32 protein-coding genes are annotated in these 24541 nt (G+C 57.3%); 16 read left to right on the top strand and 16 right to left on the bottom strand.

Annotated elements, in window-relative coordinates:
• Window positions 1-165: 165 nt before the first annotated feature.
• Entirely contained in the window at window positions 166-534 is a 369-nt protein-coding gene (locus HNP46_RS30105; protein ID WP_184596452.1) for a hypothetical protein, read from the bottom strand.
• A gap of 186 nt (window positions 535-720) precedes the next feature.
• Between HNP46_RS30105 and HNP46_RS30100 the strand changes: the two genes are divergently transcribed.
• The 5 genes from HNP46_RS30100 (at window position 721) to HNP46_RS30080 (ending at window position 3971) form a co-directional block, all read left to right on the top strand.
• On the top strand, window positions 721-1221 hold the full coding sequence (locus tag HNP46_RS30100) for a hypothetical protein (protein ID WP_184596450.1): 501 nt from the start codon (window positions 721-723) through the stop codon (window positions 1219-1221).
• A gap of 207 nt (window positions 1222-1428) precedes the next feature.
• Window positions 1429-1923: a hypothetical protein gene (locus HNP46_RS30095; RefSeq protein WP_184596448.1), complete on the top strand. Its 495-nt coding sequence runs from the start codon at window positions 1429-1431 to the stop codon at window positions 1921-1923.
• Window positions 1924-1994: 71 nt separating this feature from the next.
• On the top strand, window positions 1995-2492 hold the full coding sequence (locus HNP46_RS30090; RefSeq protein ID WP_184596446.1) for a hypothetical protein: 498 nt from the start codon (window positions 1995-1997) through the stop codon (window positions 2490-2492).
• A gap of 204 nt (window positions 2493-2696) precedes the next feature.
• Complete coding sequence (locus HNP46_RS30085; RefSeq protein ID WP_184596444.1) at window positions 2697-3302, top strand: hypothetical protein; 606 nt, start codon at window positions 2697-2699, stop codon at window positions 3300-3302.
• A gap of 45 nt (window positions 3303-3347) precedes the next feature.
• A complete protein-coding gene (locus HNP46_RS30080) occupies window positions 3348-3971 on the top strand; it encodes a hypothetical protein (protein ID WP_184596442.1) in 624 nt (207 codons plus the stop codon).
• A gap of 41 nt (window positions 3972-4012) precedes the next feature.
• Here HNP46_RS30080 and HNP46_RS30075 read toward each other — a convergent pair whose 3' ends face one another.
• From HNP46_RS30075 to HNP46_RS30060, 4 genes are all read right to left on the bottom strand, one after another.
• Window positions 4013-4558 (bottom strand): hypothetical protein, encoded by a 546-nt coding sequence (locus HNP46_RS30075; RefSeq protein WP_184596440.1) that lies wholly within the window; start codon window positions 4556-4558, stop codon window positions 4013-4015.
• Window positions 4559-4702: 144 nt separating this feature from the next.
• The gene (locus tag HNP46_RS30070; protein WP_184596438.1) at window positions 4703-6013 is read right to left on the bottom strand and encodes a type II toxin-antitoxin system HipA family toxin; all 1311 of its coding nucleotides are present in this window, start codon (window positions 6011-6013) and stop codon (window positions 4703-4705) included.
• A complete protein-coding gene (locus HNP46_RS30065; protein WP_184596436.1) occupies window positions 6003-6329 on the bottom strand; it encodes a helix-turn-helix transcriptional regulator in 327 nt (108 codons plus the stop codon). The genes HNP46_RS30070 and HNP46_RS30065 overlap by 11 nt, the downstream gene beginning before the upstream one ends.
• Before the next feature lie 132 nt (window positions 6330-6461).
• A complete protein-coding gene (locus HNP46_RS30060) occupies window positions 6462-6899 on the bottom strand; it encodes a hypothetical protein (protein ID WP_184596434.1) in 438 nt (145 codons plus the stop codon).
• 152 nt (window positions 6900-7051) lie between these two features.
• Between HNP46_RS30060 and HNP46_RS30055 the strand changes: the two genes are divergently transcribed.
• A complete protein-coding gene (locus HNP46_RS30055; RefSeq protein WP_184596432.1) occupies window positions 7052-8164 on the top strand; it encodes a hypothetical protein in 1113 nt (370 codons plus the stop codon).
• Here the strand turns inward: HNP46_RS30055 and HNP46_RS30050 are convergent.
• Entirely contained in the window at window positions 8161-8859 is a 699-nt protein-coding gene (locus tag HNP46_RS30050) for a hypothetical protein (RefSeq protein ID WP_184596430.1), read from the bottom strand. The genes HNP46_RS30055 and HNP46_RS30050 overlap by 4 nt on opposite strands.
• Before the next feature lie 110 nt (window positions 8860-8969).
• Between HNP46_RS30050 and HNP46_RS30045 the strand changes: the two genes are divergently transcribed.
• The 4 genes from HNP46_RS30045 (at window position 8970) to HNP46_RS30030 (ending at window position 11389) form a co-directional block, all read left to right on the top strand.
• On the top strand, window positions 8970-9533 hold the full coding sequence (locus HNP46_RS30045) for a hypothetical protein (protein ID WP_184596429.1): 564 nt from the start codon (window positions 8970-8972) through the stop codon (window positions 9531-9533).
• Between the two features lie 16 nt (window positions 9534-9549).
• Window positions 9550-10119, top strand: a complete 570-nt coding sequence (locus HNP46_RS30040; RefSeq protein WP_184596427.1) for a hypothetical protein — start codon at window positions 9550-9552, stop codon at window positions 10117-10119.
• A 64-nt stretch (window positions 10120-10183) separates the two neighbouring features.
• On the top strand, window positions 10184-10813 hold the full coding sequence (locus HNP46_RS30035; RefSeq protein ID WP_184596425.1) for an SOS response-associated peptidase: 630 nt from the start codon (window positions 10184-10186) through the stop codon (window positions 10811-10813).
• Window positions 10814-10939: 126 nt separating this feature from the next.
• Entirely contained in the window at window positions 10940-11389 is a 450-nt protein-coding gene (locus HNP46_RS30030) for a hypothetical protein (protein ID WP_184596423.1), read from the top strand.
• A gap of 30 nt (window positions 11390-11419) precedes the next feature.
• Here the strand turns inward: HNP46_RS30030 and HNP46_RS30025 are convergent, their stop codons facing one another.
• Complete coding sequence (locus HNP46_RS30025; protein ID WP_184596421.1) at window positions 11420-12037, bottom strand: histidine phosphatase family protein; 618 nt, start codon at window positions 12035-12037, stop codon at window positions 11420-11422.
• Between the two features lie 11 nt (window positions 12038-12048).
• On the bottom strand, window positions 12049-13758 hold the full coding sequence (locus tag HNP46_RS30020; protein ID WP_184596419.1) for a hypothetical protein: 1710 nt from the start codon (window positions 13756-13758) through the stop codon (window positions 12049-12051).
• Between the two features lie 115 nt (window positions 13759-13873).
• Here HNP46_RS30020 and HNP46_RS30015 point away from each other — a divergent pair, with 115 nt between their 5' ends.
• Entirely contained in the window at window positions 13874-15328 is a 1455-nt protein-coding gene (locus HNP46_RS30015; protein WP_184596417.1) for an SEL1-like repeat protein, read from the top strand.
• A 114-nt stretch (window positions 15329-15442) separates the two neighbouring features.
• Window positions 15443-16201: a hypothetical protein gene (locus HNP46_RS30010; protein WP_184596415.1), complete on the top strand. Its 759-nt coding sequence runs from the start codon at window positions 15443-15445 to the stop codon at window positions 16199-16201.
• 42 nt (window positions 16202-16243) lie between these two features.
• Here HNP46_RS30010 and HNP46_RS30005 read toward each other — a convergent pair whose 3' ends face one another.
• On the bottom strand, window positions 16244-17719 hold the full coding sequence (locus HNP46_RS30005; protein WP_184596413.1) for a flotillin family protein: 1476 nt from the start codon (window positions 17717-17719) through the stop codon (window positions 16244-16246).
• Window positions 17720-17763: 44 nt separating this feature from the next.
• The gene (locus HNP46_RS30000; RefSeq protein WP_184596411.1) at window positions 17764-18288 is read right to left on the bottom strand and encodes a hypothetical protein; all 525 of its coding nucleotides are present in this window, start codon (window positions 18286-18288) and stop codon (window positions 17764-17766) included.
• Between the two features lie 245 nt (window positions 18289-18533).
• On the opposite strand from HNP46_RS30000, the gene HNP46_RS29995 reads away from it, so the two are divergent.
• Entirely contained in the window at window positions 18534-19091 is a 558-nt protein-coding gene (locus HNP46_RS29995; protein ID WP_184596409.1) for a hypothetical protein, read from the top strand.
• Window positions 19092-19141: 50 nt separating this feature from the next.
• On the opposite strand, the gene HNP46_RS29990 is transcribed toward HNP46_RS29995, so the two are convergent.
• Genes HNP46_RS29990 through HNP46_RS29965 form a run of 6 tightly spaced genes read right to left on the bottom strand, consistent with a single transcriptional unit; the run spans window position 19142 to window position 21138 of the window.
• Entirely contained in the window at window positions 19142-19501 is a 360-nt protein-coding gene (locus HNP46_RS29990) for a hypothetical protein (RefSeq protein ID WP_184596407.1), read from the bottom strand.
• Window positions 19502-19526: 25 nt separating this feature from the next.
• Window positions 19527-19982 carry a YrhA family protein gene (locus tag HNP46_RS29985; protein WP_184596405.1) on the bottom strand — a complete coding sequence of 152 codons (456 nt, stop codon included), beginning with the start codon at window positions 19980-19982 and terminating at the stop codon, window positions 19527-19529.
• Window positions 19983-19994: 12 nt separating this feature from the next.
• Window positions 19995-20198, bottom strand: coding sequence for a hypothetical protein (locus tag HNP46_RS29980; RefSeq protein WP_184596403.1), 204 nt, complete (start codon window positions 20196-20198; stop codon window positions 19995-19997).
• 49 nt (window positions 20199-20247) lie between these two features.
• Window positions 20248-20643: an HAD domain-containing protein gene (locus HNP46_RS29975; RefSeq protein ID WP_184596401.1), complete on the bottom strand. Its 396-nt coding sequence runs from the start codon at window positions 20641-20643 to the stop codon at window positions 20248-20250.
• A 55-nt stretch (window positions 20644-20698) separates the two neighbouring features.
• Window positions 20699-20923 carry a hypothetical protein gene (locus tag HNP46_RS29970; protein WP_184596399.1) on the bottom strand — a complete coding sequence of 75 codons (225 nt, stop codon included), beginning with the start codon at window positions 20921-20923 and terminating at the stop codon, window positions 20699-20701.
• 14 nt (window positions 20924-20937) lie between these two features.
• Window positions 20938-21138, bottom strand: a complete 201-nt coding sequence (locus HNP46_RS29965) for a hypothetical protein (protein ID WP_184596397.1) — start codon at window positions 21136-21138, stop codon at window positions 20938-20940.
• Window positions 21139-21284: 146 nt separating this feature from the next.
• Between HNP46_RS29965 and argS the strand changes: the two genes are divergently transcribed.
• From argS to HNP46_RS29950, 3 genes are all read left to right on the top strand, one after another.
• Window positions 21285-23021, top strand: coding sequence for an arginine--tRNA ligase (gene argS / locus HNP46_RS29960; RefSeq protein ID WP_184596395.1), 1737 nt, complete (start codon window positions 21285-21287; stop codon window positions 23019-23021).
• A gap of 90 nt (window positions 23022-23111) precedes the next feature.
• Entirely contained in the window at window positions 23112-23846 is a 735-nt protein-coding gene (locus HNP46_RS29955) for a hypothetical protein (RefSeq protein ID WP_221455169.1), read from the top strand.
• Window positions 23847-23859: 13 nt separating this feature from the next.
• Window positions 23860-24504, top strand: coding sequence for a hypothetical protein (locus HNP46_RS29950; RefSeq protein ID WP_184596391.1), 645 nt, complete (start codon window positions 23860-23862; stop codon window positions 24502-24504).
• Window positions 24505-24541: the final 37 nt, after the last annotated feature.

Below are 24541 nucleotides of genomic sequence, written 5' to 3'. Positions count from 1 at the left end.
TGTCTTCTCCAGCAAACGACTAACGAACGGCCCGCTCGCTCTGCGCTTGCAGAGTGGTGTCTTAGAATTGGCTACAAGGGAGGAATCGCTGCGGGGACTTTTCCGTGCGGGCGGAAGGCGAGCGACATCACCGTCCGCAAAAGCTATCACCTTCTCCAACCAGGCTCAAGAGTGCCTCCTCCTCAGACCCTTCTTGAGTGCAGCCGTAGACCTGCCCTTCTCCGCCGGCACCCGTTCGGCTGATTCAGCCAGCTTCGCGGCGAGCCTGCGCTTGATCTTGTCTTCCTCGGCCTTCGAGATCGCATACCCATCTGTCCCGGCGCAGTAGCATGTCTCGTAGTGATGAGAGTTCAGAGGCTGGATGCGCTTAACTCGGTGACCTTCTGCATGGAGCATGAGTAGCTCGCGGTCATCCTCATCAGTCACGTAACTGGTAACCAGGGCAATCAGGATGCCCTTGCAGTCCTTACAGATCGCAGCGATCAGCTTGTCTGAGTAGGAGACTTTCAGCCCAGGGATGAAGACATCAGTCATCGAAGCGCACGTCCTTGTGTGATTCCAGAGATATTACTTTGCCATCTATCTATCGCAAAGGCCCGTGTTAGATCGTGCAACCATCAAAAATTCGTAGTGTCACTCTGGCATTACAATGGTATCATCTCGGCCGGCAGGAGCCAGGCGCCAAGGTGGCGCTTACTCAATTGAGCAGTGGAGATCCGCGTGATCAAACTCAAACTGACCGGCATGATGGCATTCATGCTGGCGCTGGTAGCGTGTGGTAATTCCAACCCCGTCATCGACGGCACCGACTACTCGAGCACCAAGAAGTCACTTCTGACGATCTACCAGAGTGTCACTCCGAAGGAGCGTACTGACCTGGAGCTCGACGTCCTAAAGATCGGGAAGCAGTACAAGGACAAGTCCGAGTTCTCCAAGGTTCTCAACGGCAAAGATGCTGCTGGCATCCGCGAAGTTGCTAAGGGCAGCTCCGTCTGGCTGCTCCATCGCGACCGCGACTTCCGCCTGGCCGAATACCAGAAGGATTACGATGAGATCAAGGCGAAAAGCGACAACGCCATTGCACTCGATCCTCGTGGTGCTGACTCCCCTGTCTACATCGCCAGCATCGCTCCCAGGCTCAACCTGGCGGCCAAAAAGCTGGATCAGCTCAAGGCCATGTCGGATGAAGAGTACCTGAAGCACTTCGATCTCGAATTCTGAAGGAAGTCACTCTAAACGCTGGAGAGGCAACCCTTTCCGGCGTTTTCATTTGTAGCTAGGGAACCTCCAGGCTACGGTCAGTCGCAGGCCTTTCCTTTTGCCTACAATTGCAGCACCATACCCGAGTTCCTTAAACCGAAAAGCCAGCATCCATGGGCCTCCAGAGGCTACCACCGCTGGCGCTCGCTTCCAGCTTGGGGTAAGCCTATGAGACTCATCGTCTTCGGACACCAGCGCCACGGCAAAGACACCGCATGCGAGTTCCTCTGGGATCACTTCGGCCTGTCCTTCGTCTCCTCGTCGTTCTTCGCCTGCGAACGCTTCATCTTCGACCAGATGAAAGGCGAGCACGGCTACGGTACCGTGGAGGAATGCTTCAATGACCGCATGAACCACCGCGACACCTGGTACAACGCTATCCGTTCCTACAACGACGGCGATAGAACCCGCCTTGGGCGGGAAATTTTCGACTCGCATGACGTGTACTGCGGCATCCGCGACCGGGATGAGTTCTTCGCCTTAAAAGCTGCGGGACTGGTCGACCTTGCCATTTGGATCGACGCCAGCGACCGCCTTCCACCGGAGGGTGCCGGCAGCATGAACCTGGTGCGTGAAGACGCCGACATCATCGTGTCGAACAACACTGACCTGGCTGATTTCCATGTACGCCTGGAGCGCCTGGCCAAGTTCCTGACACGCTGATCAGGCCTTCCCTGCCCCGACCATCAACCAGTTGGTCAACTCCTGCTCCCACATCCTGCTATAGGTGGCTCATGCATACCCTGATCTGCGCCAACACCATGACCGACTGCCGCACGCCGGGCATGTGCAGTCCACACGGGGGCTGCGTGCCCTCGATTGCCAGGAAAACAGGCATCGGCGAGGAAAAACTCCCCAGCTGGCGCGACGGCAGCATCCAGGGAATGCCACCACAGCCGCAGGGAGACGTCTCGGAGGTTGAGCAACTGCGTGCCAGAGTGGCTGAGCTAGAGGCCATGGTGAAAGAACTCGAGGCCCGGCCGCGCCTTAAGGTCTGGTACGGGTCAATGCCGGAGAGCAACGGGAAGTCCAACTTCACGGCGATCCTGATGCGTGAAGGCGGGGAAATGTTCGAGGGCATCACCATCGAGCGCTCCGAGTACCCTGACAGGGTTCGATACGAAGCTGACAACGTCCGCTGGCTTCTGGGTGACATTCCCGAGAAGCCCTTCATCCTGGACTACGATGCGGATAAACACAGCGGCTACAAGGCGCCGCCGCGAAGCGAGTAAGAGACTCTTCGACATCGATTGATCCCGGCGGCGCCGGGCTATCTCATTTTTGTAAGCAACAAACCAGGCCGCTTCAACTGCCGGTGATACTGCCCCCTTCCGCAGCGCGGGTTTAAGTCGAAAATGCTTTAAAGCATGTCATTATGGCATTAGAATTGAGGCTTCTGTCGCTCCCTGAGCGTCAACCCGAACAAGGAGTTCGACTTGAAGCTCGCCGCAACCTCCGCCCTTGCCCTTTCGGCCGCGCTAGTCAGCACCGCCTGCCACACTGAGCGCATGCCGTATCTCGTCGATGGCAGCTCCGCGAACAGTATGTGGGATAGCCTCGAGACAATGCGTCTGCTTGCTGGCTACACCACTTACGATCCGAAAAATGACTTCACCTTCGGTTCGGATGATCGCTATCAGTCGTCGCGGCGTGATCTCCAGGTGCTTCTCAAGCTACACGCTGAGAAGTACCCGGATCGTGACGATCAGGCAGAACTAGTCGCGAAAGACATTGACGGTCTCTCCCTGGACGAGATCCATGAAAAGGCGACCGAAAGCTACCTGTTCCTGGTGGCCCGATACCGGCAGAAGATGATCGGCTGGGAGCTCGAAGGAGCCGAGGGCGCGACCTATGTACAAGACCGCGAAGGTCACAAGAAATGGGCTGATAAGCTCGCGGCAATGCCTTTCACAGTGTTCGAGCAGAGGTTCGGCTACAAGGTGTGGACGTCGCCAGGGCGCGGTTCTCACAACGGCATCGGCCGATCCATCATGGGAAAAAGCCTGAGCAGCACTCGCACGGGACTCAGTAGTGCCTTCTAATCCAGCAAGATGATCTATACCGGCAAACAGGAAGCCATAACGAAGATGACCAAATACCTCAGAATGGCGGCCGTAGTTGCGACCGCCGCCCTCATCCTCAGCGGCTGCGCCGGCTCAAGTATGCGGGCCGATTTCGACGCGGCTAATTCACGCTCTCTGATTCATCTGCCGGTCGCGGCAGCGCAAACACCTGTAAAGGCCCAGCAGCCTGGAGCCCGCAGCATCCCCAAAATCGAAGGTGAGCAAGCGCTGCTTGACCCGTCCTCTGTAGTGCGGAGTGGCAATGGGGTTTCCTTCAATGCTCTCGACGGTCAGAAAACCGCGCGCGTGACGTTCAATTGCCCAAGCCGAACAGGGCAGCTCCGCGAGAACGGATTGATGCAAACCTTCTCGCTAGTCTTCACCCCGCGCCTAACCAAGGCGGCGCTCGAAGCGTGTGGTGAGCTACCGATGCCTGAACCCCTGACTGCAGCGCAAAAGAAGCTCATAAATCCGAATCCTACCCAGGCCGACAAGGACAACGCTAATACTGCCTACTTCTGCGGATCGTTTATGTCCCTCCCCCTGGATCAGAAGCTGGCGCTAATCGACCGCGCGCAATCCAACCCTCGCCTGCACAAGCAGTTAGAGCCATGCATGGAGGCGCTCCACAATCAAACCGGCCGGTAATCCACGAGTGAACCGTCTCCTCGTTTGTCGTGGAAATGCCCTCAAGCCGGTACGCGGTGTTGCGGTGCCGATTGCTCCTCGCTCCTCATTTCAGCCGGTTGCTGCCGGCGGCCGGTCACACCCTCGAATACGATAGGTTCGCCGGCTTCGGACTCGGCCTTGGTGTGGAATACCAGGGCGAATACCTCTGAGGGCTGAACCGGACTCATCCGACTGACCATGGCGACATAAAGGATCGGGTCGATCTTCGACACCCACCGGAAGAGCTCGATCCGGTTGACGAAGGCCATCACCTGGAGGGCCTTGTCGAAGAATCCCAGCACGGCGGTTCGCCAATAGGCGTGCGAGCGCTCGGCGCGCTCCATCACATCTTCATCGAAGTGCTCAGCCATGAGCCGGCGCACACTGACCTCGTCTTCATTGGCTGCCACCAGCAGGGCATCACTGCTGCGTAACCACCGTCCGAGCGTAAATGCCACCAGCAGCTGCTGGTAGGTGGCCTGCTGCTGGTGATCAGGCGACTCCAAAAGCTTTGGCCCCAACTGGGTGACGATGCTTCCTGCTGCCGATACTGAATTCGCGATCACGTGGCCACTCCTGTAGTATTTACAGGATTCTCTCATGCAGGATGGTGTGCTACGAAAGCTCCGCTGCGCCGGGATGCGAAAGCCGTCACTGTTCTACAGAGCGAGCACTAAACCCGTTAACGCTCGCTGCAATGCGCAAATGGCCTACAGGCCCTTCCGCACCTCTTCACCCAGGCGAGCCAGATTCTCGTACTGCGTGCCCGCCAAGTCGTAGAAGGCATAGGGGTTCAGCCACTGAGTAGCCTTCATCACGTTCCGGTCGACTTCGCTGATCCGAACCTCGTCGGCTACCTGGCGCCAGGCGTCACGAATGACCAGCAGTTGATGTTCGATGATGCTGGCGGCCTCACCTTCATCCAGCAGGAACTTGCTGCTGGCGCTGAGGCACAAGCCAAGGCTGCTGTTAGAGCGCTCGCCAAGGATGCGCATGGCCTGCGAAGCCTCTTCACCTGTCCTGGATTGAGGGCAAATATCGTAAGCCGGCGTCAGATCGTACTGACGGCCGTCGAAGAAGGCCGCATGGTTCCGACCGTGATCGTCGGTGTTGCCGCAGAGCACGTTGAAGGTCAGCCGGGAGAACAGCTCGCGCAGATCCCTCTTCGGATCACTGAAGTCGCGCCTCATGATGTCGGTCAGTTCTTCGTAGCTGCAGTAGCGGGCCTGCATCTCGTCGAGCCCCAACAGCGTCAGCGCCGATGACATCAGGCGCCGACTCCAACCATGATCCTGGTGGATGCGGTCGAAGCGCTGCACGAGGAGCACATCCTTGCCTTTTGCCTGCACCATCTCGACGGGTGCTACGTTCATGCCGGCGATGCTCGCCAGGCGCATGGCCAGGAACTCACCGCCAACGAAGTTGATCTCGTCCTTCGTCGAGGAGAACTTGGCGATGAATTTGGCCTTGCCGTTGTTGATCAGCGCTTTCGGCCGAGCGCCACCGATGGAAGAGCCATGGTTGAGCGCGACCTCGAGCTCAGGAGTCAGCGGCATGCCCTTCTCTACGTACTCAGCGAACTGCAGCAGCTCATCCAGGGAGGCCTGGGTCGACTGGCGCGCGACGTATTCTGTCGCCGACACCTGGAAGTCCAGGGCACCGATACGATCAGAGCCAGACTCCATGAGGTAGGTCATCTCGTCCAGTTCAGCCTGGCCATGGTCGTCAGCGTCTCTCTTGCCGAAGATCTTGTTCAGGATGACGCGTCGGCCCCAAGCGTCGGGGGAACCATCGCGGATGCAGCTCGGCATGGTCATGCCGTCGCGCGGGACGATCACCTCGGTGCCCAGCGGCAACTCCTGCAGGTTGATGGCTATAGCCTTTTTGCGCGCCAGGTAGCTCTTACCGTAGGCGAACACGAAACGCCTTCCGTCGCGCTGCAGGCGGCCGGCAACAACCGGCTCAACATCTCCCGGAAGCCAGATCCAGACGAAGCAGGAGTCGATGCGCTCAGAAGTCATTGTCCACCTTCGGGGTTACGTTGCGGACGCGCTTGGGGAGGAGCTGGAGCTTCTCCTCAGCATGCTGTTTCAGCAGCGAATGCTCTCTCTCGGAGCCGTAGAGAGGAACGCCCAGGATCACGCAGAGCTCGAAGACGACCCCGATCTCACACGTCGGGTCGCCGGCCTCAATGCGAGTCAACGTACCTCGTGCGATGCTGGCCCGTGCAGCGACGTCAGCCGCAGACATACCGCGCTCTTTGCGGGCGATCTGAATGAGCTGGCCCAGGGTGGCGACAATGGATTTAGTCTGTGTCGAATAGGTGCGGCGTGCCATGGAGTTACCCTCTTCGTATCCATAGAGGGTAACTCATACCCAATGAAACTCAAGTAAAATGCTCTACACATCGATCACTAACTAGCTTAATGTTCGACACGTAGAGCATTTTGAGTCTGCAGGCTTGCCGTCCTAGCAGCCGAGAAGAGATCTCGCTCTGCGCATGAGCCTGCTCGCGAAGCTCCGCTCATGGATCGGTTCAGGTTGCTGGTAGCCAGAGGCAAGCGGCGCCGGTAAACCATCATGCCGCATGAACAGTTTGCAGCTCGATGACTCGACAATCTGCTCCAAGGCCCCGGTATCCACCGGGTCTTCGAGGCGCATGAAAATCTTTGTGTTCACCGACGCGATAGTGTCCCGCCGGCCGGTGAGTACTTCCAGGTCATACCGACCCTTATCTCCGTGCAACTCGATGTAGTGAGCCGCGAGCTCAGGGGAGATATTGATCTCCAGAAGCCCGGCCTTCGCCGAAACGTTGAGGGCAGCCCTCGCCTTCACCAGGTTCTCCAAAGCTTGCCTTGCCGTCTGCATCTCACAGGAAACGAGTGCAGATCTTGTCGTGTCGTTCATCAACCCACCCTTGAATGCATCCCGAGTATGGCCGGGCATGCGAAAGTGTCTGACCGGCGCGCCGGTCAGGACAGTTTGTGGCTGGGCGAACCCAAGCCGCTGGCATATCATCGCCATCCGTAGAGTTTACAGGCCATGTGACAGGAGTCGAGATGCCTATCGATCTACTCGGAGTTCTCAAGGTCTTCCCTACTCTTTCCAAGCTCTGGCAGCTCGCACCCGCAGATGTTGCGCTAGCGACCGCCGGGACTGTGCAGCAGCTTCCAGTTAAGCACCCGGCCTACCTAACACATGCCGAGTATCGTGACTTCCACAGTCAACACATCAGGGGGCTTTGCGAGTCGGAAGATGAGCTTGAGGTAGCAGTTGCTGCGGCGTGGCCGGACTACCACCTGTGGATTGAAGATCAGTCCAATCTTGAGGGTGAGCTGATTGGTGTCAAATCTGCCTCTTTCTCCATTGAGTTGCCGTTCGTGGTCAACGGGCAGGCTAGCGCCCACCTCACTGGCCTGGAAGTCACATCATGCTCTGCCGGCGCTTTCGATGCAGTGGTTCGGCTAAATGGCCCGGTGAAGCTCGAGAAAGGCGGTATCCACGTCGCTGAGGTTGATCTGTCTCTGGAGATGATGAGCCCTGACCTGACCATGATGCGCATCCTGCTTGATGAGCTAGTCCATGGCGTAGAACTTGGCCTCGAACTGACCTACATCGACAGCAACAAGGTTGGCCCACAATCACAGGTAAAGAAGCTGGCGCTGAGCTATTGGTTCAAGCCTGATTTCGGAAGCTACGAGATCTTTACGGATCAGGAGCTGAATGAGCTTGAGAGTCGTGTTGACCGCCTCAAGCGCCAAATAAATGCGGCTCTTCGAGCCAGGGTCGGGGAGCCTATCCCGCGCCAAACTCCGATTACGTTGACCCCCGCTGATAAGATGATAGCCCGACTGGTTGAGCTGACTTCTGGCAACCGCTCTCCACTAATCGTCACCACTTACGCTCATGGTGCCTGGATGAAGGCCCCTGGGCATTTCAGCGATATGGTGCTCTTTCTCAAGGATGGTGATCGGGTCTTCTGCGTCTGCGACCTTACTCCTGAACAGCAGCAAGACAAATTCTTCTCCAGCCTTCCATTTGAACCGGTGCCGACGAAATTTGAGCCTGTGGCTTATGGGATGAAGCAAGGGTTCTACGCCAGTCTCGATACTGATCAGGATCTGATGGCCATCATCCCCGCGATGGAAACACGTGCCGCGAAGCGCCGCTAGATGGAGAAGCAGGTCTCCTCGACCACCCTCTCTCGTATGATAGCTGGCGCTGGCGCCGGCTCTACGGAGAAGGCGTAGATCACTGAGCTCTCGTCGAAGACGCGGTACTCGACCTCACGTAGCCCAACCCCTGAGCCTGTGTAGATGGCGCCGTCGTAGCCGGCCTGGCGAAGCACACCGATGAAGTCTGGATCATCAAGCAGCGGGTACAGCTGGATGTACAGCTCGTTCAGGCGGGCCCGGTCTTTGTTCGCAACTTGGGCGATGGAGCTGCAGCCAAGCTCATCCGAAAGCTCCTCCCAGGCACCCGTCTGCATGGCCAGCTGCTCGTGCTGCACCATGAAGTGCATGGCCAGATCCTCTCCCAGCACGCGCACCAGGTCGGTGTACTCCAGGAACGGGTCATTCGGCTGGTTGAAGGCCGGGTTCTTCATGTCGAGGTAGACCGGGTACACGCGCGGTGCATCAGCGGCAGAGGGTTCAGCTCGACACCAGGCATCCTCACCAATATCAGCCCAGGAATAGGCACTCGCGATCCTGGCGCTGGCGAAGGACAGCGACGGCAGCAGCGTGTGCATGCCTTCATGGCCGGGGGCCGGCGCAGCTTTCTCGCCACGATAGACACGTAGTGGCAGTCCAGCGTCGTCGACAACGTGCGTACCCGCTAGGCGGGCCAGTAGATCAGCATGCTTCATCAATGGAGCCTCCTATCACCACATCATACGGAGGCATCTCCTTTACCGGCAAATTGCACTGGGAACGACTGTAAATCCCAGGGCATTATGGAGAAAACCAGGAGTACCCTATGAGCAGAAAGCAGCAGCTGATTGATCGCTTCGCGAAATCAGAGGATCGACAAGTCGACTACAGTACCAACCTCCCAGAGGATGAGCACGCTGCCCAGTACTCAGGTCGGGAGTTCAACGGCGTATCGGTGCTCCCTAACGGCAAGGAGATGTTCTACTGCCACCACTGTGCCGACTGGGTCATCGAAGTTCTTGGTACTGGCATGCGCGCTGGGTTCTTCGTCGAGGACAATCCAGTCGAGGACATGGCCATTGTCGATGCAGAGGGGCACAACTTCGCCGTGATCGATGGCCGTTTCATCGTAGATGTCTGGCTGCAGCATTTCACGGAGACGAGCAAACAAGGTGTCTTTGACATGCATGACCCGGCCGATCATGCCGCGATCACGCATCACTTTGGCGACCCGAGTAAGTGGGATCTGTATGACCCCAGCACTAAGGTGCTGTTGAAAGCTGAATTCGTACCTGAGTCCCTCAGGCCGACAATTCAGATTGCCCCTGAGTTCGCCGCTGAAAAACCCTCTCCCAAGGGCGCTGAAGACAACTCCCCATCCTTCGGCTAACGATCAGGATCAGATCATGAGCAGAAAGCTGGAGCTGATTGAGCGCTTCTCTCAGTCCGAGGAGCAGGTACTGGACGTCAGAACCGGACTCGATGAGTCCGCCTTCCAGGTCGAGAACCCTGGAAAACCGTTTGAGGGTCGAGTTTGCCTTCCAAACGGTGAGCCCATGTCCAGCTGTGATAACTGTGCCGACTGGGTTGTCGAGGCGCTGGGAAACGGTGTGCGCGCCGGCTTCTACGTCGATGACAATCCAGTCGAGGATCAGGACATCATGGATTGCGATGGCCATAGCTTCGCGGTAATCGATGGACGCTACATCGTGGACATCTGGCTGCAGCACTTCATGGGGGTGACCAAGCAGGGAGTCTTCGACATGCACGACCCGGCCGATCATGCGGAGATCACAAAGCACTTCGGCGACCCGGCCACGTGGGATCTCTTCGATCCACTATCCGCAGTTGGTTTCGATGCAGGTCACATCCCTGAAGCCCTCAGGATGTCGCTCCAGGTAGCTCCGGAGTTCCAAGTCCAATCTCCTGAAGTAACTGCCCCCCAGGCAGAGAGCTCTGGCCCCTCTCTAGGCTGATTCCTGGCCACCCCGTCCCTCGGCGACTATGGTTCCACCCCATAGATCGCCTGAGGTACGAACCATGTGCAGCCACTACGAAGCCCCAAGCCACTCCCAGCTGAAAGACGCTTTCGGCCTCGATACCCCGGACTTCAAGCAACAGGTCTTCCCGCTCTATGACGCCCCATTCATTCGTCCAGGAGATGCACCAGGCTCCATGGAGGCTGCCCTGGGTGCCTTTGGCCTAATCCCCTTCTGGGCCAAGGAGAAGGCCTTCGGCCGGCGGACATACAACGCCAGGACAGAAACGGTCGAGACCAAGCCCTCGTATCGTTCCGCTTGGCGCGAAGCGCGTTACTGCATTATCCCGGCCGCCGCCATCTACGAGCCTGACTGGCGCAGCGGTAAGGCGGTACCGACCAGGATAAGCAGGGCCGATGGCAAGATGATGGGGATCGCCGGCATCTGGGAGCGCTGGCGCGGCCAGGATGGGCACGACGTCAACTCCTTCTCCATGCTGACCATCAATGCCGATGACCACGACCTGATGCGGAACTACCACCGACCCGACGATGAGAAGCGGATGGTCGTCATCCTGAAGGACAGCGACTATCACAGTTGGCTGACCGCCACACCTCAAAGTGCCAGGGAGTTTTTCACACAGTTTCCGGCAAGCGATCTACGGGCAGTTGGTGAGCCGAAACAGGGGTAGGAGCACATGCACCGCACTTGGAGTGCACAGCCTCAGAAAATCCTTTAGCGTGACTCACAGGTCTGCTATCCGCCTCATCAAGGCGCGACCAAAAGCCCGCAAAGGAATTCGTCGAGGAGAGCACGAGTGCACCGCAACACAAGCTGGAAAACCCTGATCCGATTCGCCTGCATCGCTGGCGCGGCCATTACTGCCACTGGCTGCAGTGAGGCCCCTGCCCCTACGTACCCATCAGGGGACGGTGCCTGGCTGTTGATCAGCGGAGAGAGGATTTTGGACACAAACGGCTCTGCGGTGATTTTCATCCGAGAGCAAGGCAAAGAAGCCTCACTGGCAGCCTCATACTCCTTCGTCAACGCCGGGATCGGCGGAGGAACCTTCACTGTGGCCACCCCCTGCGGTAACTCCCAGTTCCTCTACAAGGCCGATGGAGAGTTCGGGTACCTGGGCAACACCGGGGACAACCTGAGGAACCAAGCGCTCGGGAAGGACGCCAGCGGTACTCCCAACTGCGGCCTTGGCAGTTTGCTGCGTGAGGGCCACAAATGGACGCTCGTGCCCGGCTGGAAGGCATGATGTCCACAAAGGGGGCTTAAGCCCCCTCTTCTACACGATGCTCCAGCGGTGGCCGTCCCACTCCAGAGTGAAGCCTTCGCAGTTCTTGATCATGTTGGCCATGTCGTAGGAGCGGAAATGCCGCATGAACGCGGCGTCGATGGCTACAGGTTGATCGGAGACGAGCATCCGGATCATCTGCATGACTTGGCCATGTCCAACGACAACCACCTCACCTTGGAGCTCCTGGAGCCGTTCCAGGCATTGTCGGGCACGACCGACCATCGATGAGAAGCTTTCTGCCTCATGACCGTCCACCCAGTCGACGTCAGCGCGGCTCCAGTACTCGTCAACCAGGGGCCGGCGCTGCGCTGCGTTCATTCCCTCGCAGCGAGCTGGCGCCAGGTAGGTGAACTCGTAGATCGGCCATTCCTGAGGCTCCAAGTCTGGGAATCGCCCAATCAGCGGAGCTGCTGTAGCTCTCGCCCTGGAGAATGGTGAAACGATGAGTGTCGAGGGCGCCTGCTCGAATCCCTCAGCCAGCTTGGCGGCCTGGGCGTGACCAAGCTGAGTCAGCTCAATAGTTGCAGGGTCGCTGGTCGCTTGCCCGGCGTTGCTTGCGCTTTCACCATGCCGATGTAATCTGACTATGAGGGGCAAATTTACCATTTGTTCTGCCCTCAAGTGGTACTAGCGTTATTATCAGCCCAGACTTGCTCAGCCGTTTGACGCAAATGCCTCAGATTTACTTCGAAAAGCGAATGAAAAATACCCCATGCCCTATCACCCATATCAGATAGGATTCTGAATACAAGTTTAGAGCTGAGGGCTGTTGGCATTAACTCATACATGCCATCGCCAAGATACAAAGCACTCAGAAGACCTGATGAATACAAAAATTCGTCCGCTTTTGTCGCCCTGCAGGTCACAGGTTTCTCGATGAATTTTCCGTCTCGACCTGAAATTTTGTAACACTCACTTGTCAGCTTTGCGAGCCTAATTTGCGCCTGCCATGGAATAGAGTGAAATGCTGGGAGAGCATGCGCTAGCTCTTCAATAACATCAGGCTCCCCATCATAGCCAAGATGCTTTGCGCAGGACTCGGCAGCACCCTCTCCAAATGATGATATGAACTTGTTATGAATAACATCGCCTCTGAAATCATATGACCACTTGCGCGCAAGGATGTTACTCAATTCATGCTGCTGCCCATACAGGATTGACCGATTTAACCACTCTTCTTTATGCGCCCTACATAAAACAGCTAAATTAGTAACCCTGGTGAGGTTTTCAGCATTTTCAGCCCCCTCAAAATCCCAGCAAACAGGATGAAGATATGGATCGACTCCATCTAGACACAGATCCTGTCCACATCCTGGATGCTCGCAACGCCCCTTGGAGCGATAGAAAACCCCTAACCGATTTGCTGGTTTTCGAGCATCTTCATCTGGCCAAAGATACGAGAAACCACCCCACAGACCAGCATGTTTTGCAAGAAAAGTGTCGAATCCCGCAGCGCGCGCACCACAACCATCAACATTCGTTATTTTGCTCAAATAACGCTGTAGAGGAGTTGGATTTACAGTTGTCCTAGAAACCAAACGATCAGACTTTACACCGAGGCAATTGGCATCGGTATTTGCCATAATCTTGATTTCATTTATCATCATTGGATGCGTTAGCAACTTAATCCCATACTCTGTGTACAGGGAGTCTACGAGGCGCCTCTTCCATTCCTGATCTATCTCCTCACGCCCAGTAACGAGCAGAAAGTCGATCTCAATCCGTAAATGCCTTGAAATTTTTCCGCTGGAATCAAAAAGCATTACCGGGTACTTTTCGAACAAATCAGAGCAATTTCGAAGCAAATTATGCTTCAGATCGTCGAGAGTTCGCATCATTTGCCACGACTTAACCTGAGTCACCCCAGATTTCTCGTGAAACCCATTCTTAGTAAAAATCTGCCTAGAGGGCCTCTCTATTTCAACCAGGGTGAACTTAATTAGATTTGCCTGTACAGTTATATAGACAAAATCAGGTCGTTTGTATCTGTGCGGTATTGTAAGTTCACTTATTATAGACCCCAAGTACAAGCCGCCAGAATATAATCCTGGAGTTCTCAGTAGAAATGGATTATCCCTAATAAGCTTGAGAAATACCGGCTCAGAATAATCGTTAGTAGGCTCCTCCTTGGCCGCCGGGGAGGTAGAGCACATTTTTGGCGAACGATTCTGAAACTTGGCCCCTGCTTTTTTGATCTTATTCCCAGGCTCTTTTTCAGAAAACACATTTAGGTCATTAGACCTGGAGAACCTTCTATGAGCTCCAATCAACCTCTCATAGTGGTCAACCACGGCCAGCTGAATCGGGTCAGTAATGGGTCTCGGCATGTTCGACTCCTTCGGTTGCCGGACGGTGATGCTCAGCACCCACCGCTATTTTGAACCGAGATTACCCCAAATGGTCGTGGTAGTCTGCGCCCCACACGCAGCCCGAGACCCCGCCATGAGCCACGAAATCGACTTCATCTCCCTGGAAGAATTCGACCAGCTTTCGGCTCCCACTACTGATCTTCGCTGGCGCAGCGCCCTGCAGATCCTGCAGGCTGGCGACACCTGCGGGGCTGCGGACGTGATCAGCACCATCCTGGACAACTACACGTTCTCGCGTCTGGAGGACGGCAAGGAAGTCCAGACCATCAAAATCGACGATGTGGTCTCGGACATGCTCGCACGGCGTGTACTCGCCAGCGTGTCTAACCTGGCCGTTATGCGCCGAAAGATCACAAAGCGCTTCATGCAGATGCTGCTGAAGGCTGCAGAGGCCGGATCGGCCGAGGCTGCGTTCAATGCCGGCACCCTCCTCGACCAGCAAGAGCAAACCCTTCACTGCACCCAGAGCCAGGCCAGGCTTTTCAGTCTGGCCATCGAGTTCGCCGATGATGACCTCCTGCGGGCCTCTGCGATGGTTAACCTGGCCGGCTTACACCAGGGCGGCACCATCGGCGCCGCGCCAGACTGGGATCGCGCAATGGAGCTATACGAGGAAGCTGCTGAGCTCGGACTTGCCATGGGCATGTTCAATGCCTGCAATCTCGCGATCCTCATGCTCAATGCCGGCAGGGCCTCCGCTGCTTCCTACATCGCTAAGTGGGCTCCCCGCTTCCTCGCCACTATCAAGCACCCGGAACTACCCCGCCAGCTGGATGGCGTGATCCCTCCGATGACCCAGATGGCTAAGTTCATGCTGGCGCGTATCTCGATGCACAAAGGGGCTTACCACAACCCGGAAAAGTCCCTGGCCTTGGTTCAGGAGCTAGATCCAGGCATCAAGTCAGAGAAGGCTGCCCATGCGTGGATTGATCAGCGAGTCGCAATGCAGCGGTTCTACCCTCTGACCGAGCCAGATGAACGCTCTCCAGGCAACCACTGGGCCTATGTGCTTCGGGCTGTCGGTTGGCGACTGTCCAAACCCCAGCCTTACAAGGACTGGCCGCTGGAGATCATGGAGCTGGCGCTCGAGGGCAACACCATTCCGTTCTTCGTCACAGAGACGCACTTCTTCCCGCATGAGCTTTCAGAGTCGCTGGCCGGCTTGAAGGATCGGCTTGAAGCAGAGGGATTTGACGAGTACTTCCTCGCGCCCCGGATCGCGGTTAACCAGGACAGAGAGAAGAGGTTCTTCACTCCGGTGCTCCTGCACCGCGAGGGCCAGACGACCATGACCTCGGTGAACAACGAGATGCTTCCTGCACAGATCATTGCGGGCGTTTCGCGCGGAGAGTACAGCTTCTTCGATCCAGGCAATGGGGATTACAGCGCTCTTATCAGCATCGCCATCAACACTCTGAACCAGGGGCTGAGCCTTGCCGGCGGCGTAGACTTAAAAGCCCCGACCTGGGAGGTAAGGGGCTGGAATATTCCGACCGATATCGCCACCACCACTTACGACTGCTTCTAGCCAGTCTTTTGCCAAGCCGCGCGGGCTCAAGACCAGCGAATTTGAGCCCAAAGGCCACTGCTCGCGCCCACGGAATCTCCACCCTTAAAATGGGGAATACCAGGAGCTTTCCAGATGAATCACAGTGAGAAAGAGCAGCGCATCGAGGCCTTCTTCAAGTCATTGACGGAGGATGACCAGAACCTGCTCCTTCGCTACCTTGGAGGTGACGAGAGTCTCCTCAAGACGATGACAATCCAAGCAGCTAAGCGTCTTAATGAAATGCTCGTTGAGATAGGCCTGAGAGAGCCGCCAATCGAGCAAAGTGATGAGGATCGGATTGAGGTTTACCGGGCACAGGGGCTAGAAGTATCGATCCCCAAAGGCAGATCTCTACTCTCAGAAGAGCTGATGCTCGCAGAGTACGATGGGGTTCCTTACTGCGTAGACGGCCACAGCACCTACTTGGACGATAAAGGCCGGACTATCACAGTCACGTCGGACGAAAGTGCCAGGCGGCAGACCCTCGCTCGCGAGCTGATCATCCGCCGACACCACAGCCTCGTGAAAGACATCTACGAATACTGCTCAAACCTAGGTCAGGGTGAAGTGTGGGCCATGGTGAGCACCGAGGTGCCTATGGGTGTCTACTTCGGCAACCACGATGGCTATCTGTGTCACTTGTCGACTAGCTTCATGGATGCCCCCGATAGGACACCAGCCCAGATGGCAAAGCTCCAAAGCAGACGGTATGAGCTGAGGCCAAATTGGGAGCATCAGAACCATTTGTTTGAGGGGTTCAAGCACCCAGGCCTGAAGGTGCGGCTCCGAGAGAAAACTCAGTTCTCAAACCCGAGCTACCGGACATCTCTCTGGGAGCCATCGCCAGAATGAAAGAAGCCGCCCGAGGGCGGCTTCTTCGCTTCACAGGTAGGCTTACGCCTTTGCCTGCTCGCTCACAACTTCGCCTTCGGTAACCGGCGGAGGCGGTGCATCCGGGTTCACTTCGCCTTTGCCGCTGAGCATCTGGCCCAGGAAGCTCGGGAGGGAGACACCCATTTCTTTGGCAATGCCGTGGGCCGCCGGAATCATGGACAGGAAGTCTCTGGTGACGCGTTTGAGAGCGCCATCCTCACCGTCACCCGAACCAGACCCGCTGTCCCATACGGTGACGTTGCCGATGTTGAGGTTGGAGAGTGCCTTGGCTTGAATCTCAGCCAGGATCGGAGACTTGTCCGCGAGGATCATGCGGATTGCAGCGTCAGCGTTGCCGCCACACGCATCAACAATCGCCTTGAAACCGGCGGCCTGAGCGTCATACACCTTCTGCTGCCCCCTGGCCTCTGCCTCGTAACGAGCAAAGATCGCTGCAGCCTCACCCTCGGCCTTTTTCTGAGTTACGGAGGCTTCGGCTTCAGCCGCGATGATTGCCTCCTGACGCTCGATCTCGGCCTTCGGGAGGGAGTCACGGCCAAGCTCTGCTTGGCGGGCCTGGCGCTGCTCATCAGCTACGCGAGACTCAGCCTGAGCACGTCTGACTTCGCCGGCTTCGTATGCAGCAGCCTCACGCTGTTGCAGGGTGGCGTTAGAGTCGGCCATCTCGGCCCTGGCCATGTTCTTGCCGTTGACAGTTTCTGCCTCCAGCTTGGCCACACCCACCATACGGTCACGCTCGGCGGTATTCACGCCAAGCTCGGCGCCAGTCTTCTGCTTGGCGACACCGATCATGCGCTCGGTGTTGTGCTCCTGGACGCCGATCTCGCCCTTACGGGTTTGCTCGGCCACCTCGATCTTGGCCTGGTTGACTGCCTGAGAGGCAGCCTTCTGGCCGATGGCATCGATGAAGCCGGAGCTATCCGTGATGTCGGTAATGTTACTGTTCAGGATGACCAAACCGACCTTACGCAGCTGAGAGCCCACGATCTCCTCAACACGCTTGATCAGTGTGTCACGGTCACGGATCAGCTCTTCAATCGACAGGTCAGCGATCACCTGGCGCAGGGAGCCGGTGATGGTGCTGATGGCCAGACTGTCGACCTGCTGGGTGTTCATATCCAGCAGGAGGCGTGCAGCGTCCTGCAAGACCTCAGGCTCTTTGACGCCGACGCCGTAGGTGAAGACGCTGGGCACGTTCACGCGGATCTTGTCCGCAGAGAGCGTGTTCTCCAGGTCGATTTTCACCGTGCGCGGCGCCAGGGAGAGCATGCGGAACTGCTGGATGAACGGGATGATGAAAGTGCCCGAACCACCCTTGATGATCTTTGCCGCGCCGGTCTTATTGAGACCGCCGTAGACGACCATCACCTCGTCGTTCGGCACCAGGCGGTACTGCTTCATGAAGCAGACCACCGTGAAGATGATGAAGCCTAGACCCATGACCCAGGGCATCAACCCCAATGCGAATTCAGACACTGCTATTCTCCATAAATTGAGCGTTCCGGCTCGCGCCGGCTGATTCAGACCTTGGTGACGTGCACCAGGCGGTCGTTGATAACCCTGTGCACCTTCACGGTGTCGCCACTGAGCTGCTCATCAAGCGAGAGCGCCGGGATGTCGTAGGAGCCAGACGCGGGATCACGGAAGGTAACGATGCCGGTGTCCGACAGATCGCCGGGCACCCTTACGTCGACCACTCCGAGCATTCCCTCAGTGGGCTTGAACGGCTCCACCTCGACCGGCGCGAGGGCGCGGAAGAGCTTCCTGGTGCTGTAGATGCACGCGGCAACGATTGCCGTACCCATCACCACCGTTCCCAGGATCGTGGAGGTTAGGCCGAGATTCTTGATATCCCAGAACAGCCAGCACCAGCTGTAGCTCATGACCACCAGGAAGATGGTCTGCAGGGAGAGGTACTGGAAAACCCCGAAACTGTCGTCACCACCATCTGCATGGTAGTGACCATCGTCCCCGAAGCCTCCGAATTGGCCGAAAACCATGTAGACGACATAGACCAGCGTGGAGGCGATGGCCAGGTAAAGCACTTGAGATTCCATCGGCTTGATTCCAAAAGTCGTGGTAAATCAGTGGCATGGACACATTATGACACAGCGAAAAGCGTCGCCCTGCGTCTGTCCAAAGCACGCAGAGTCCGGTATACACTGCCTTGTGGACGGCCCGAACGATAACAATGACGGCCGACGAAAAACAACTCCTTTTCCAATAAATTGCAGGATTCAGCTCTGACTCTGTACCCTGACGGTAGGAGCATTTTTACCCGGAGAACACCATGACCAAGATGACTGACGACCAGCTCGAGACCATCAAAGAGATCGTCAAAATCCTGGGTGAAGTAGAGAAGGAGTTCCCCCTGAGCGAGGAGGAAACGGTTCGCCTCCTGGAAGAGCCCATCACTGCCAACCACATGCACCCGCTGACGGTGCTGAGCCACGTCCTACTCGACAAGTTCACCGACGTCGACGAGCCTTTCATGCTCACCGGGGTCGAGCGCAGCGAGAAGACCGGCAAGCTGTGCACGGCCTCATCCCACTGCTTCTACGCGACCATCAAGTACGAGTTCTACGGGATTCTGGTGTTCTGGAACCCTGCCGGCGGGATGTGCCCGGAGACCACCGACAACCTGGTCGCATTCCTCAAGTACCCTCGCTACCTCAAAGAGCGGATGCCTGGGCTGATGGAGTTGGCCGAGTACTGGGGTAAGCAGCGCACAATGGAGTACGAGGAGCCGCTGGACGCATACAAGATGCAGGCGCCGGAGTGGAAAACTCCCGAAGACCGGAAGCCCAGGCCTCGCCGGGACGACTCCGACGTCGGCCTGGGGCGCTAAGTAGAGAGGCCACCTACAGGTGGCCTTCTTGATCTCAAACTTCCAGCATGTCAGCTGCCATCGGGGTCATCAGCTCCTCGGGTGCCGGTAGCCCTCGGATAAGCACTACCACCCCGCCTGCCCATCAGCACGTAGACCTTGCCGACCGGTATTTCTCCCTGGTGATCGCTGACCCATTGCATACCTGGGCGTGGTGATGTCGAGCTTTCATCGAACTCTCCTTCCCAGTCGAAAGCTCCTGGCTTGAAGACGACCCCCTCCTTTTCCTCCAGGCCAGTGACTGCGTCAAATCCACCTTCGTAGCCCTGTATCAGCAGGATGTCATCGTCCGCGAGGTGCTCGATCATCTTGCGTATGTCTTTCGCAGTCGTCGCGCGCACCAGGTTCTTGGTATCGTCTTGTTCGCTCATCGCATCCTTACTCCTTTGACCAGGGCTAATCGTCGCCCCACGCACGTTTTAGCATGCCAAGAATCATCTCTTCAGCACTATCGAAGGTATCCCAAGCCTCGCCGATCAGCCCCTGCTCTGTGGCGATGTACTCGCCTTTTTGGGTGTCATAGGCGTAGAGCTCATCATCCAGCTGTCCAAAGAACACCAGGTGCTCTGCGAACTCGCGGAAGTCCTCGTTGGCAGTCATGAGGTTCTGGTGGAACGGGAAGCCACGATGCAGGATCGGCCACACGGTCATCCCGTTGTGGTGCAGACCGTCAGCTACCCGAAGGATCGTGCAATAGCCCTCTGGCAGGTCGGTACCAAACATCTTCCGGAAGTCGCCCCGAGCCTTCTCGATGGTGGCATCCGAGCAGGCCCTGGGCCTATACGCCGCTTCCAGGTACTCATTCATCTTCCCGGCGTATTCGCGGATCGACTCCAGGGCTTGCTCACTCATTGCGGTTGCCACCTATTCATTGTCGAGGGTCTGGCCGGCTTTTGGCCTGGCCCACTCATTCGGGGCCGCGCTGTGCCATTTCCGGATGACCTCATCCCTGGACTTCGCATAGACCGTCCGGTAGCCGCCATCGCGAGTACCCTCGGCGCGATGCAGACCCGTCCGGTAGCTGTGTGTCAGCAGGAGGCCTTGCGATAGAGACAGGTCGGTGGCCATGGAGGTCTCGGTTAGCTGGCGCGGGGGCAAGAAGCGTATCGACTGAAGATCAGCGCCGGGCGAGACGACGCCTCAGCTCGGCTTCTTCGGCCTCTAGGAATCCGTCGTCACAGAGAACAAGCCGGCGCTTATCCGTGAACCTGCGCAGCTCGTCATCGAGAGCCAGCCAGGCTGCGCCCGGACGGTTCGACTTTACCCAGGTCTTAATCTCGGTGCTTCGTGATCCGTTCAGGCGCGGCGTGGCGCCTATGATCCTGAGTCGCAGATCCTCGGGGAATTTGGCGCGCATCTCGTCCAGAGTGAGCGTGTCCCTCCAGGAGCTACTGATCACGACCTCTACGGCCGGAAAATCACGCAGAACAGCTGCCAGTCGGGGGACATAGCAGAATTCCGGGCCGTCGCGCCGCTTGTGCACGACCCCATCAAAGTCCAGGAAGAGAAGCATCAGGCCGCCTGAGGATGAATTGGAACTCGATCATGACCCAAGCAACCCTGGCGGGCTAGTCTTTCTCGTAGCGCTCTTTACCGATTCGGTAGGCACTGAAAATCGCAGTTTCTAGGGCAGCAATTGCCTTCACGGGCAAGTCCAGCGCCTGAAGCTCGTCAAGGGCGTCATGGAGCAGCTCCTCACAGTCCGTGTGATCCCGTAAGACGCGACCTGTCAGGGTCACATCCTGGAGGTTCAAGCGGAGATTTTCCCAGGCCCTCGACTTGGTATGGCGCATCGATCTATCTCCTTTTAGCGGATGGTTGGGAGTTGGCGGTCAAGCAGTGAGGCGGAATCGTCATGCTCATAGGTCATGAGCACGGCTTTCCCGGCCAGCGAAGCGATCACCGCGTGTTGTTGCGACAGATCCGCCTTAACGGCGCGTTGCGGTTGCGCCTTCGCCAGGTCTACCAGGCCGGCCAAGAACAACTGGCCCTTCTTCAGTCCCTGCATCGCTCTACTCCAGGCTGGCCCAACTTAGGACTCGAATCTTCATGTCAGTATGATACCATTTGCACCATCAGAGAGATAGTCATTCCTTTGCAAATTCAGTATAAAAGAGCCCCTCTCAAGCTCCTCCAGTTAAGGACATCTGCGTCATGAAGGCCGTCATCATAGGGCTGGTACGTTCAGCAATCGATACCCTCAGGAGCAACGGTACGTTGCCTCCTTCCTACTTTTTCAACATCCAGGTCGAGAGCACCAAGGACAAAGCCAACGGCGACTTTTCTTGCAACATCGCCATGATGATGGCCAAGCAGGCGAAGATGAAACCGCAAGAGCTGGCAAAGCATTTCATCGAGGCACTGCCGGCATCGGATCAGATATCCAAGGTCGAGATGGCCGGGCCTGGGTTCATAAACTTCACCTGGAACCCGCAAGCGCTGAACGATACGCTCACCGCAGCGCTGGCTGACCCTGCTTTGGGCGTGAGGAAAGAGAGTCACGCCGAGCGGGTTGTGGTCGACCTCTCGTCACCGAACCTTGCCAAGCAGATGCACGTCGGCCATCTACGCTCGACAATCATCGGTGACAGCGTCGCTCGGGTGCTCGAGTTCCTGGGCGACACGGTGATTCGGCAGAACCATGTTGGCGATTGGGGAACCCAGTTCGGAATGCTCCTGGCCTACATGCAGGAGCAGAACACCGACTCGGCCAAGTTGGCCGACCTGGAAGCCTTCTACAAGGCCGCGAAAAAGCGCTTCGACAGCGACGAGAGCTTCGCCGCCAAGGCGCGGGATCTCGTCGTGCAGCTGCAGGCCGGTGACCCGCACTGCCTGGACATGTGGAAGCGGTTCAACGACATCTCGCTGGCGCACTGCCAGGCCCTCTATGACCGGTTGGGCGTGAAGCTGTCCAGCGCCGACGTCATGGGTGAGAGCGCCTACAACGATGATCTGCAGTTTGTCGTAAGCGACTTGGACGCAAATGGGCTGCTGAGCGAGAGTGATGGGGCCAAATGCGTCTTCCTGGAGGGCTACACCTCCAAGACTGGCGAGCCTCTCCCATTGATCGTGCAGAAGAGCGGTGGCGGCTACCTGTACGCGAGCACTGACCTGGCTGCTTTGCGCTACCGGGCCCAGGCCCTGGAGGCGAACCGGGTGCTCTACTTCGTAGATCAGCGCCAGGATCTGCACTTCTCGATGGTGTTCGAGTGCGCACGAGCAGCCGAATTCGTGCCTCCGCTCATCAGCCTCGAGCACATGGGCTTCGGCACCATGAACGGCGCCGACGGCAGGCCGATCAAGACTCGGGACGGCGAGAGTGTAAAGCTGGCCGACTTGCTCGACGAAGCCGAACTTCGGGCTGCTGAAGTGGTGCGGGAGAAGAATCCTAACCTGCCGCCGGCTGACCTCGCTCACATCGCTAAGGTGGTAGGCATCGGTGCGGTGAAGTACGCCGACCTGTCCAAGCATCGGACGAGCGACTACAACTTCAACCTGACCCAAATGCTGGCGCTGGACGGAAACACCGCTCCTTACCTGCTCTATGCCTACACCAGGGTCGCCGGCATCTTCCGGAAGCTGGGAGATGGTTGGGAACAAACAGCTGGCGGTATTTCACTGGCCACCCCGGAGGAGCTCGCCCTCGGCCGCAAGCTGGCGCTGTTCTTGGAGACGTTGAACTCCGTGGCAACCAAAGGCATGCCGCACCTTCTGTGCGCTTACCTGTTCGATGTGGCGGTGCTGTTCTCCTCGTTCTATGAGAACTGCCCGATCATCACCTGCTCAGATGAGGTTGTCCGGGCCAGTCGGATCAAGCTGGCTGCCCTCACCGGCCGGACGCTCAAGAAGGGGCTTGAGCTCATCGGCATCGAGACCCTAGAGGCGATGTGAAGATCGGCGCCGCGCTCGTACAGGCGGCGCCATTGCCTTCCATAGGCTCTGGCTGGAGCGGTAGTCTGAGGGATATCCGAGGAGATGAGCATGACACCAAGAGAACGCATGGCCGAAGTGAGTCAGCTGATCCGTGACGGACAGCTGGGCCAGGAACTGATCGGCCATCTAGCCGACTTTCCCGTGCTCCACTTCTCTGACCACGCAGCAGCAATCATGCTCGAAGGCTTCACAAAGGGTGAATCCATTGCAGCCCGCCTGGACAACACTCTGGAAGGCGGAGTCACTCGCGATCACCCCGGCCCCGGCTATGGCTTTGCGTTCAACGCAGTGCACTGGAATGTCGAGAATGACTGCTTCGACTACGAGGTGGCGACCGAGCTATCGGAGCGCAACCTGATGGGCATGTACGCTGAGACAGCGGTGCTCTTCCCAGTGTCCGGACTGCACACGCGGCACACCCATGATCAGTTCAACCAGGTGATCTTCTGGGGCCCGGCGGCCGACATGACCGGCGCCATCCTCCTGACCAACACAGGCACCTTCGAGGTAGATGGCGAAGAGGCCTGTGACGAGAACGGCAATCCGTTCGAGTGCTGGGAGGCTAGCCTCGCCGACGGTACTGTCGTGGTGGCCAAAGAAGATATGCGCTCCCTTCGGGAGTGTGTGATCCATTCCCTCCTACACATGCAGGAGGCGAAATCCCTCTCGGTCAAGGCTGCCCAGGAGATGTTGACTCTCTATGAGCCAGAGCTGGAGGCGATGGAGGTAAAAATCAACGATTACTTCAATGACCTCGCTCCCGAAGTCGACTACAGCCGCTGAGAAAGGAACCTCTATGTCTGCGCAAGACGGCCAAGCCAAGGTACAGATGCTCACACAGAAGGCTGTGCTTCAGCGCCCTGGCTGGAGCAAAAAGCTGCTCAATGAGCTGATCCCCAACCCCGACTTGAAGGTGAAGAACTCCCTCTATTCTGGGTACATCAATCTCTACAACCCTGAGCGCGTCGAGGAGGCAGAGAAGAGCACTATCTTTACCTCCTACCAGGCCGAATTGGCCAGGCGTAAGGAGATGGCCACCAAGGGAGTCATCACCCAGATCGACTCCCTTATGTCGCAGATCGAGGCCATGCACATCTCTGTGCAGCAGGAGTCGATGGCACGTGTCCATAAGGCAGCGATCAGACATTACGAGAGACGTAACGACCCAGTCGACACACGCTCACCTGGCTTTGACGAGTTCCTACAACGGATCACCGTCAACTACATCCGCCATGTGCTGACACATTACGATCAAGCTATCGAAGAAACAGCAGGACGCGTGGGCAAGATGGACGCGATCAATCTGCTGCGAACACGCATCTACGGCGCCATTTCAGATGCCTATCCAGACCTTGCCGGCGAGTGTGAAAGACAGCGCCGAGCGCGTTACCAGGAAGGCTTGCTCGCGAGTAACAGGTACGGCCAAACGCCCTCCCGGTAACCAGTTCCCTTCCATAAAGCCGGCCTCTATTTGGCCG

Origin of the sequence: Pseudomonas nitroreducens (genome assembly GCF_014204515.1) — a bacterium.
GTDB lineage: Bacteria > Pseudomonadota > Gammaproteobacteria > Pseudomonadales > Pseudomonadaceae > Pseudomonas > Pseudomonas nitritireducens_A.
The sequence above is the reverse complement of the archived record's forward strand: the minus strand, read 5'-3'. Positions and strand labels throughout refer to the sequence as shown.

What these genes read in the sequence shown, in the direction of transcription:
- HNP46_RS30105 (WP_184596452.1), bottom strand. Translation starts at nt 534, where the DNA reads ATGACTGATGTCTTCATCCCTGGGCTGAAAGTCTCCTACTCAGACAAG.
- HNP46_RS30095 (WP_184596448.1), top strand. Translation starts at nt 1,429, where the DNA reads ATGAGACTCATCGTCTTCGGACACCAGCGCCACGGCAAAGACACCGCA.
- HNP46_RS30090 (WP_184596446.1), top strand. Translation starts at nt 1,995, where the DNA reads ATGCATACCCTGATCTGCGCCAACACCATGACCGACTGCCGCACGCCG.
- HNP46_RS30080 (WP_184596442.1), top strand. Translation starts at nt 3,348, where the DNA reads ATGACCAAATACCTCAGAATGGCGGCCGTAGTTGCGACCGCCGCCCTC.
- HNP46_RS30070 (WP_184596438.1), bottom strand. Translation starts at nt 6,013, where the DNA reads ATGACTTCTGAGCGCATCGACTCCTGCTTCGTCTGGATCTGGCTTCCG.
- HNP46_RS30065 (WP_184596436.1), bottom strand. Translation starts at nt 6,329, where the DNA reads ATGGCACGCCGCACCTATTCGACACAGACTAAATCCATTGTCGCCACC.
- HNP46_RS30060 (WP_184596434.1), bottom strand. Translation starts at nt 6,899, where the DNA reads ATGAACGACACGACAAGATCTGCACTCGTTTCCTGTGAGATGCAGACG.
- HNP46_RS30055 (WP_184596432.1), top strand. Translation starts at nt 7,052, where the DNA reads ATGCCTATCGATCTACTCGGAGTTCTCAAGGTCTTCCCTACTCTTTCC.
- HNP46_RS30050 (WP_184596430.1), bottom strand. Translation starts at nt 8,859, where the DNA reads ATGAAGCATGCTGATCTACTGGCCCGCCTAGCGGGTACGCACGTTGTC.
- HNP46_RS30045 (WP_184596429.1), top strand. Translation starts at nt 8,970, where the DNA reads ATGAGCAGAAAGCAGCAGCTGATTGATCGCTTCGCGAAATCAGAGGAT.
- HNP46_RS30040 (WP_184596427.1), top strand. Translation starts at nt 9,550, where the DNA reads ATGAGCAGAAAGCTGGAGCTGATTGAGCGCTTCTCTCAGTCCGAGGAG.
- HNP46_RS30035 (WP_184596425.1), top strand. Translation starts at nt 10,184, where the DNA reads ATGTGCAGCCACTACGAAGCCCCAAGCCACTCCCAGCTGAAAGACGCT.
- HNP46_RS30025 (WP_184596421.1), bottom strand. Translation starts at nt 12,037, where the DNA reads ATGGTAAATTTGCCCCTCATAGTCAGATTACATCGGCATGGTGAAAGC.
- HNP46_RS30020 (WP_184596419.1), bottom strand. Translation starts at nt 13,758, where the DNA reads ATGCCGAGACCCATTACTGACCCGATTCAGCTGGCCGTGGTTGACCAC.
- HNP46_RS30015 (WP_184596417.1), top strand. Translation starts at nt 13,874, where the DNA reads ATGAGCCACGAAATCGACTTCATCTCCCTGGAAGAATTCGACCAGCTT.
- HNP46_RS30010 (WP_184596415.1), top strand. Translation starts at nt 15,443, where the DNA reads ATGAATCACAGTGAGAAAGAGCAGCGCATCGAGGCCTTCTTCAAGTCA.
- HNP46_RS29995 (WP_184596409.1), top strand. Translation starts at nt 18,534, where the DNA reads ATGACCAAGATGACTGACGACCAGCTCGAGACCATCAAAGAGATCGTC.
- HNP46_RS29990 (WP_184596407.1), bottom strand. Translation starts at nt 19,501, where the DNA reads ATGAGCGAACAAGACGATACCAAGAACCTGGTGCGCGCGACGACTGCG.
- HNP46_RS29985 (WP_184596405.1), bottom strand. Translation starts at nt 19,982, where the DNA reads ATGAGTGAGCAAGCCCTGGAGTCGATCCGCGAATACGCCGGGAAGATG.
- HNP46_RS29980 (WP_184596403.1), bottom strand. Translation starts at nt 20,198, where the DNA reads ATGGCCACCGACCTGTCTCTATCGCAAGGCCTCCTGCTGACACACAGC.
- HNP46_RS29975 (WP_184596401.1), bottom strand. Translation starts at nt 20,643, where the DNA reads ATGCTTCTCTTCCTGGACTTTGATGGGGTCGTGCACAAGCGGCGCGAC.
- HNP46_RS29970 (WP_184596399.1), bottom strand. Translation starts at nt 20,923, where the DNA reads ATGCGCCATACCAAGTCGAGGGCCTGGGAAAATCTCCGCTTGAACCTC.
- HNP46_RS29965 (WP_184596397.1), bottom strand. Translation starts at nt 21,138, where the DNA reads ATGCAGGGACTGAAGAAGGGCCAGTTGTTCTTGGCCGGCCTGGTAGAC.
- argS (WP_184596395.1), top strand. Translation starts at nt 21,285, where the DNA reads ATGAAGGCCGTCATCATAGGGCTGGTACGTTCAGCAATCGATACCCTC.
- HNP46_RS29955 (WP_221455169.1), top strand. Translation starts at nt 23,112, where the DNA reads ATGACACCAAGAGAACGCATGGCCGAAGTGAGTCAGCTGATCCGTGAC.
- HNP46_RS29950 (WP_184596391.1), top strand. Translation starts at nt 23,860, where the DNA reads ATGTCTGCGCAAGACGGCCAAGCCAAGGTACAGATGCTCACACAGAAG.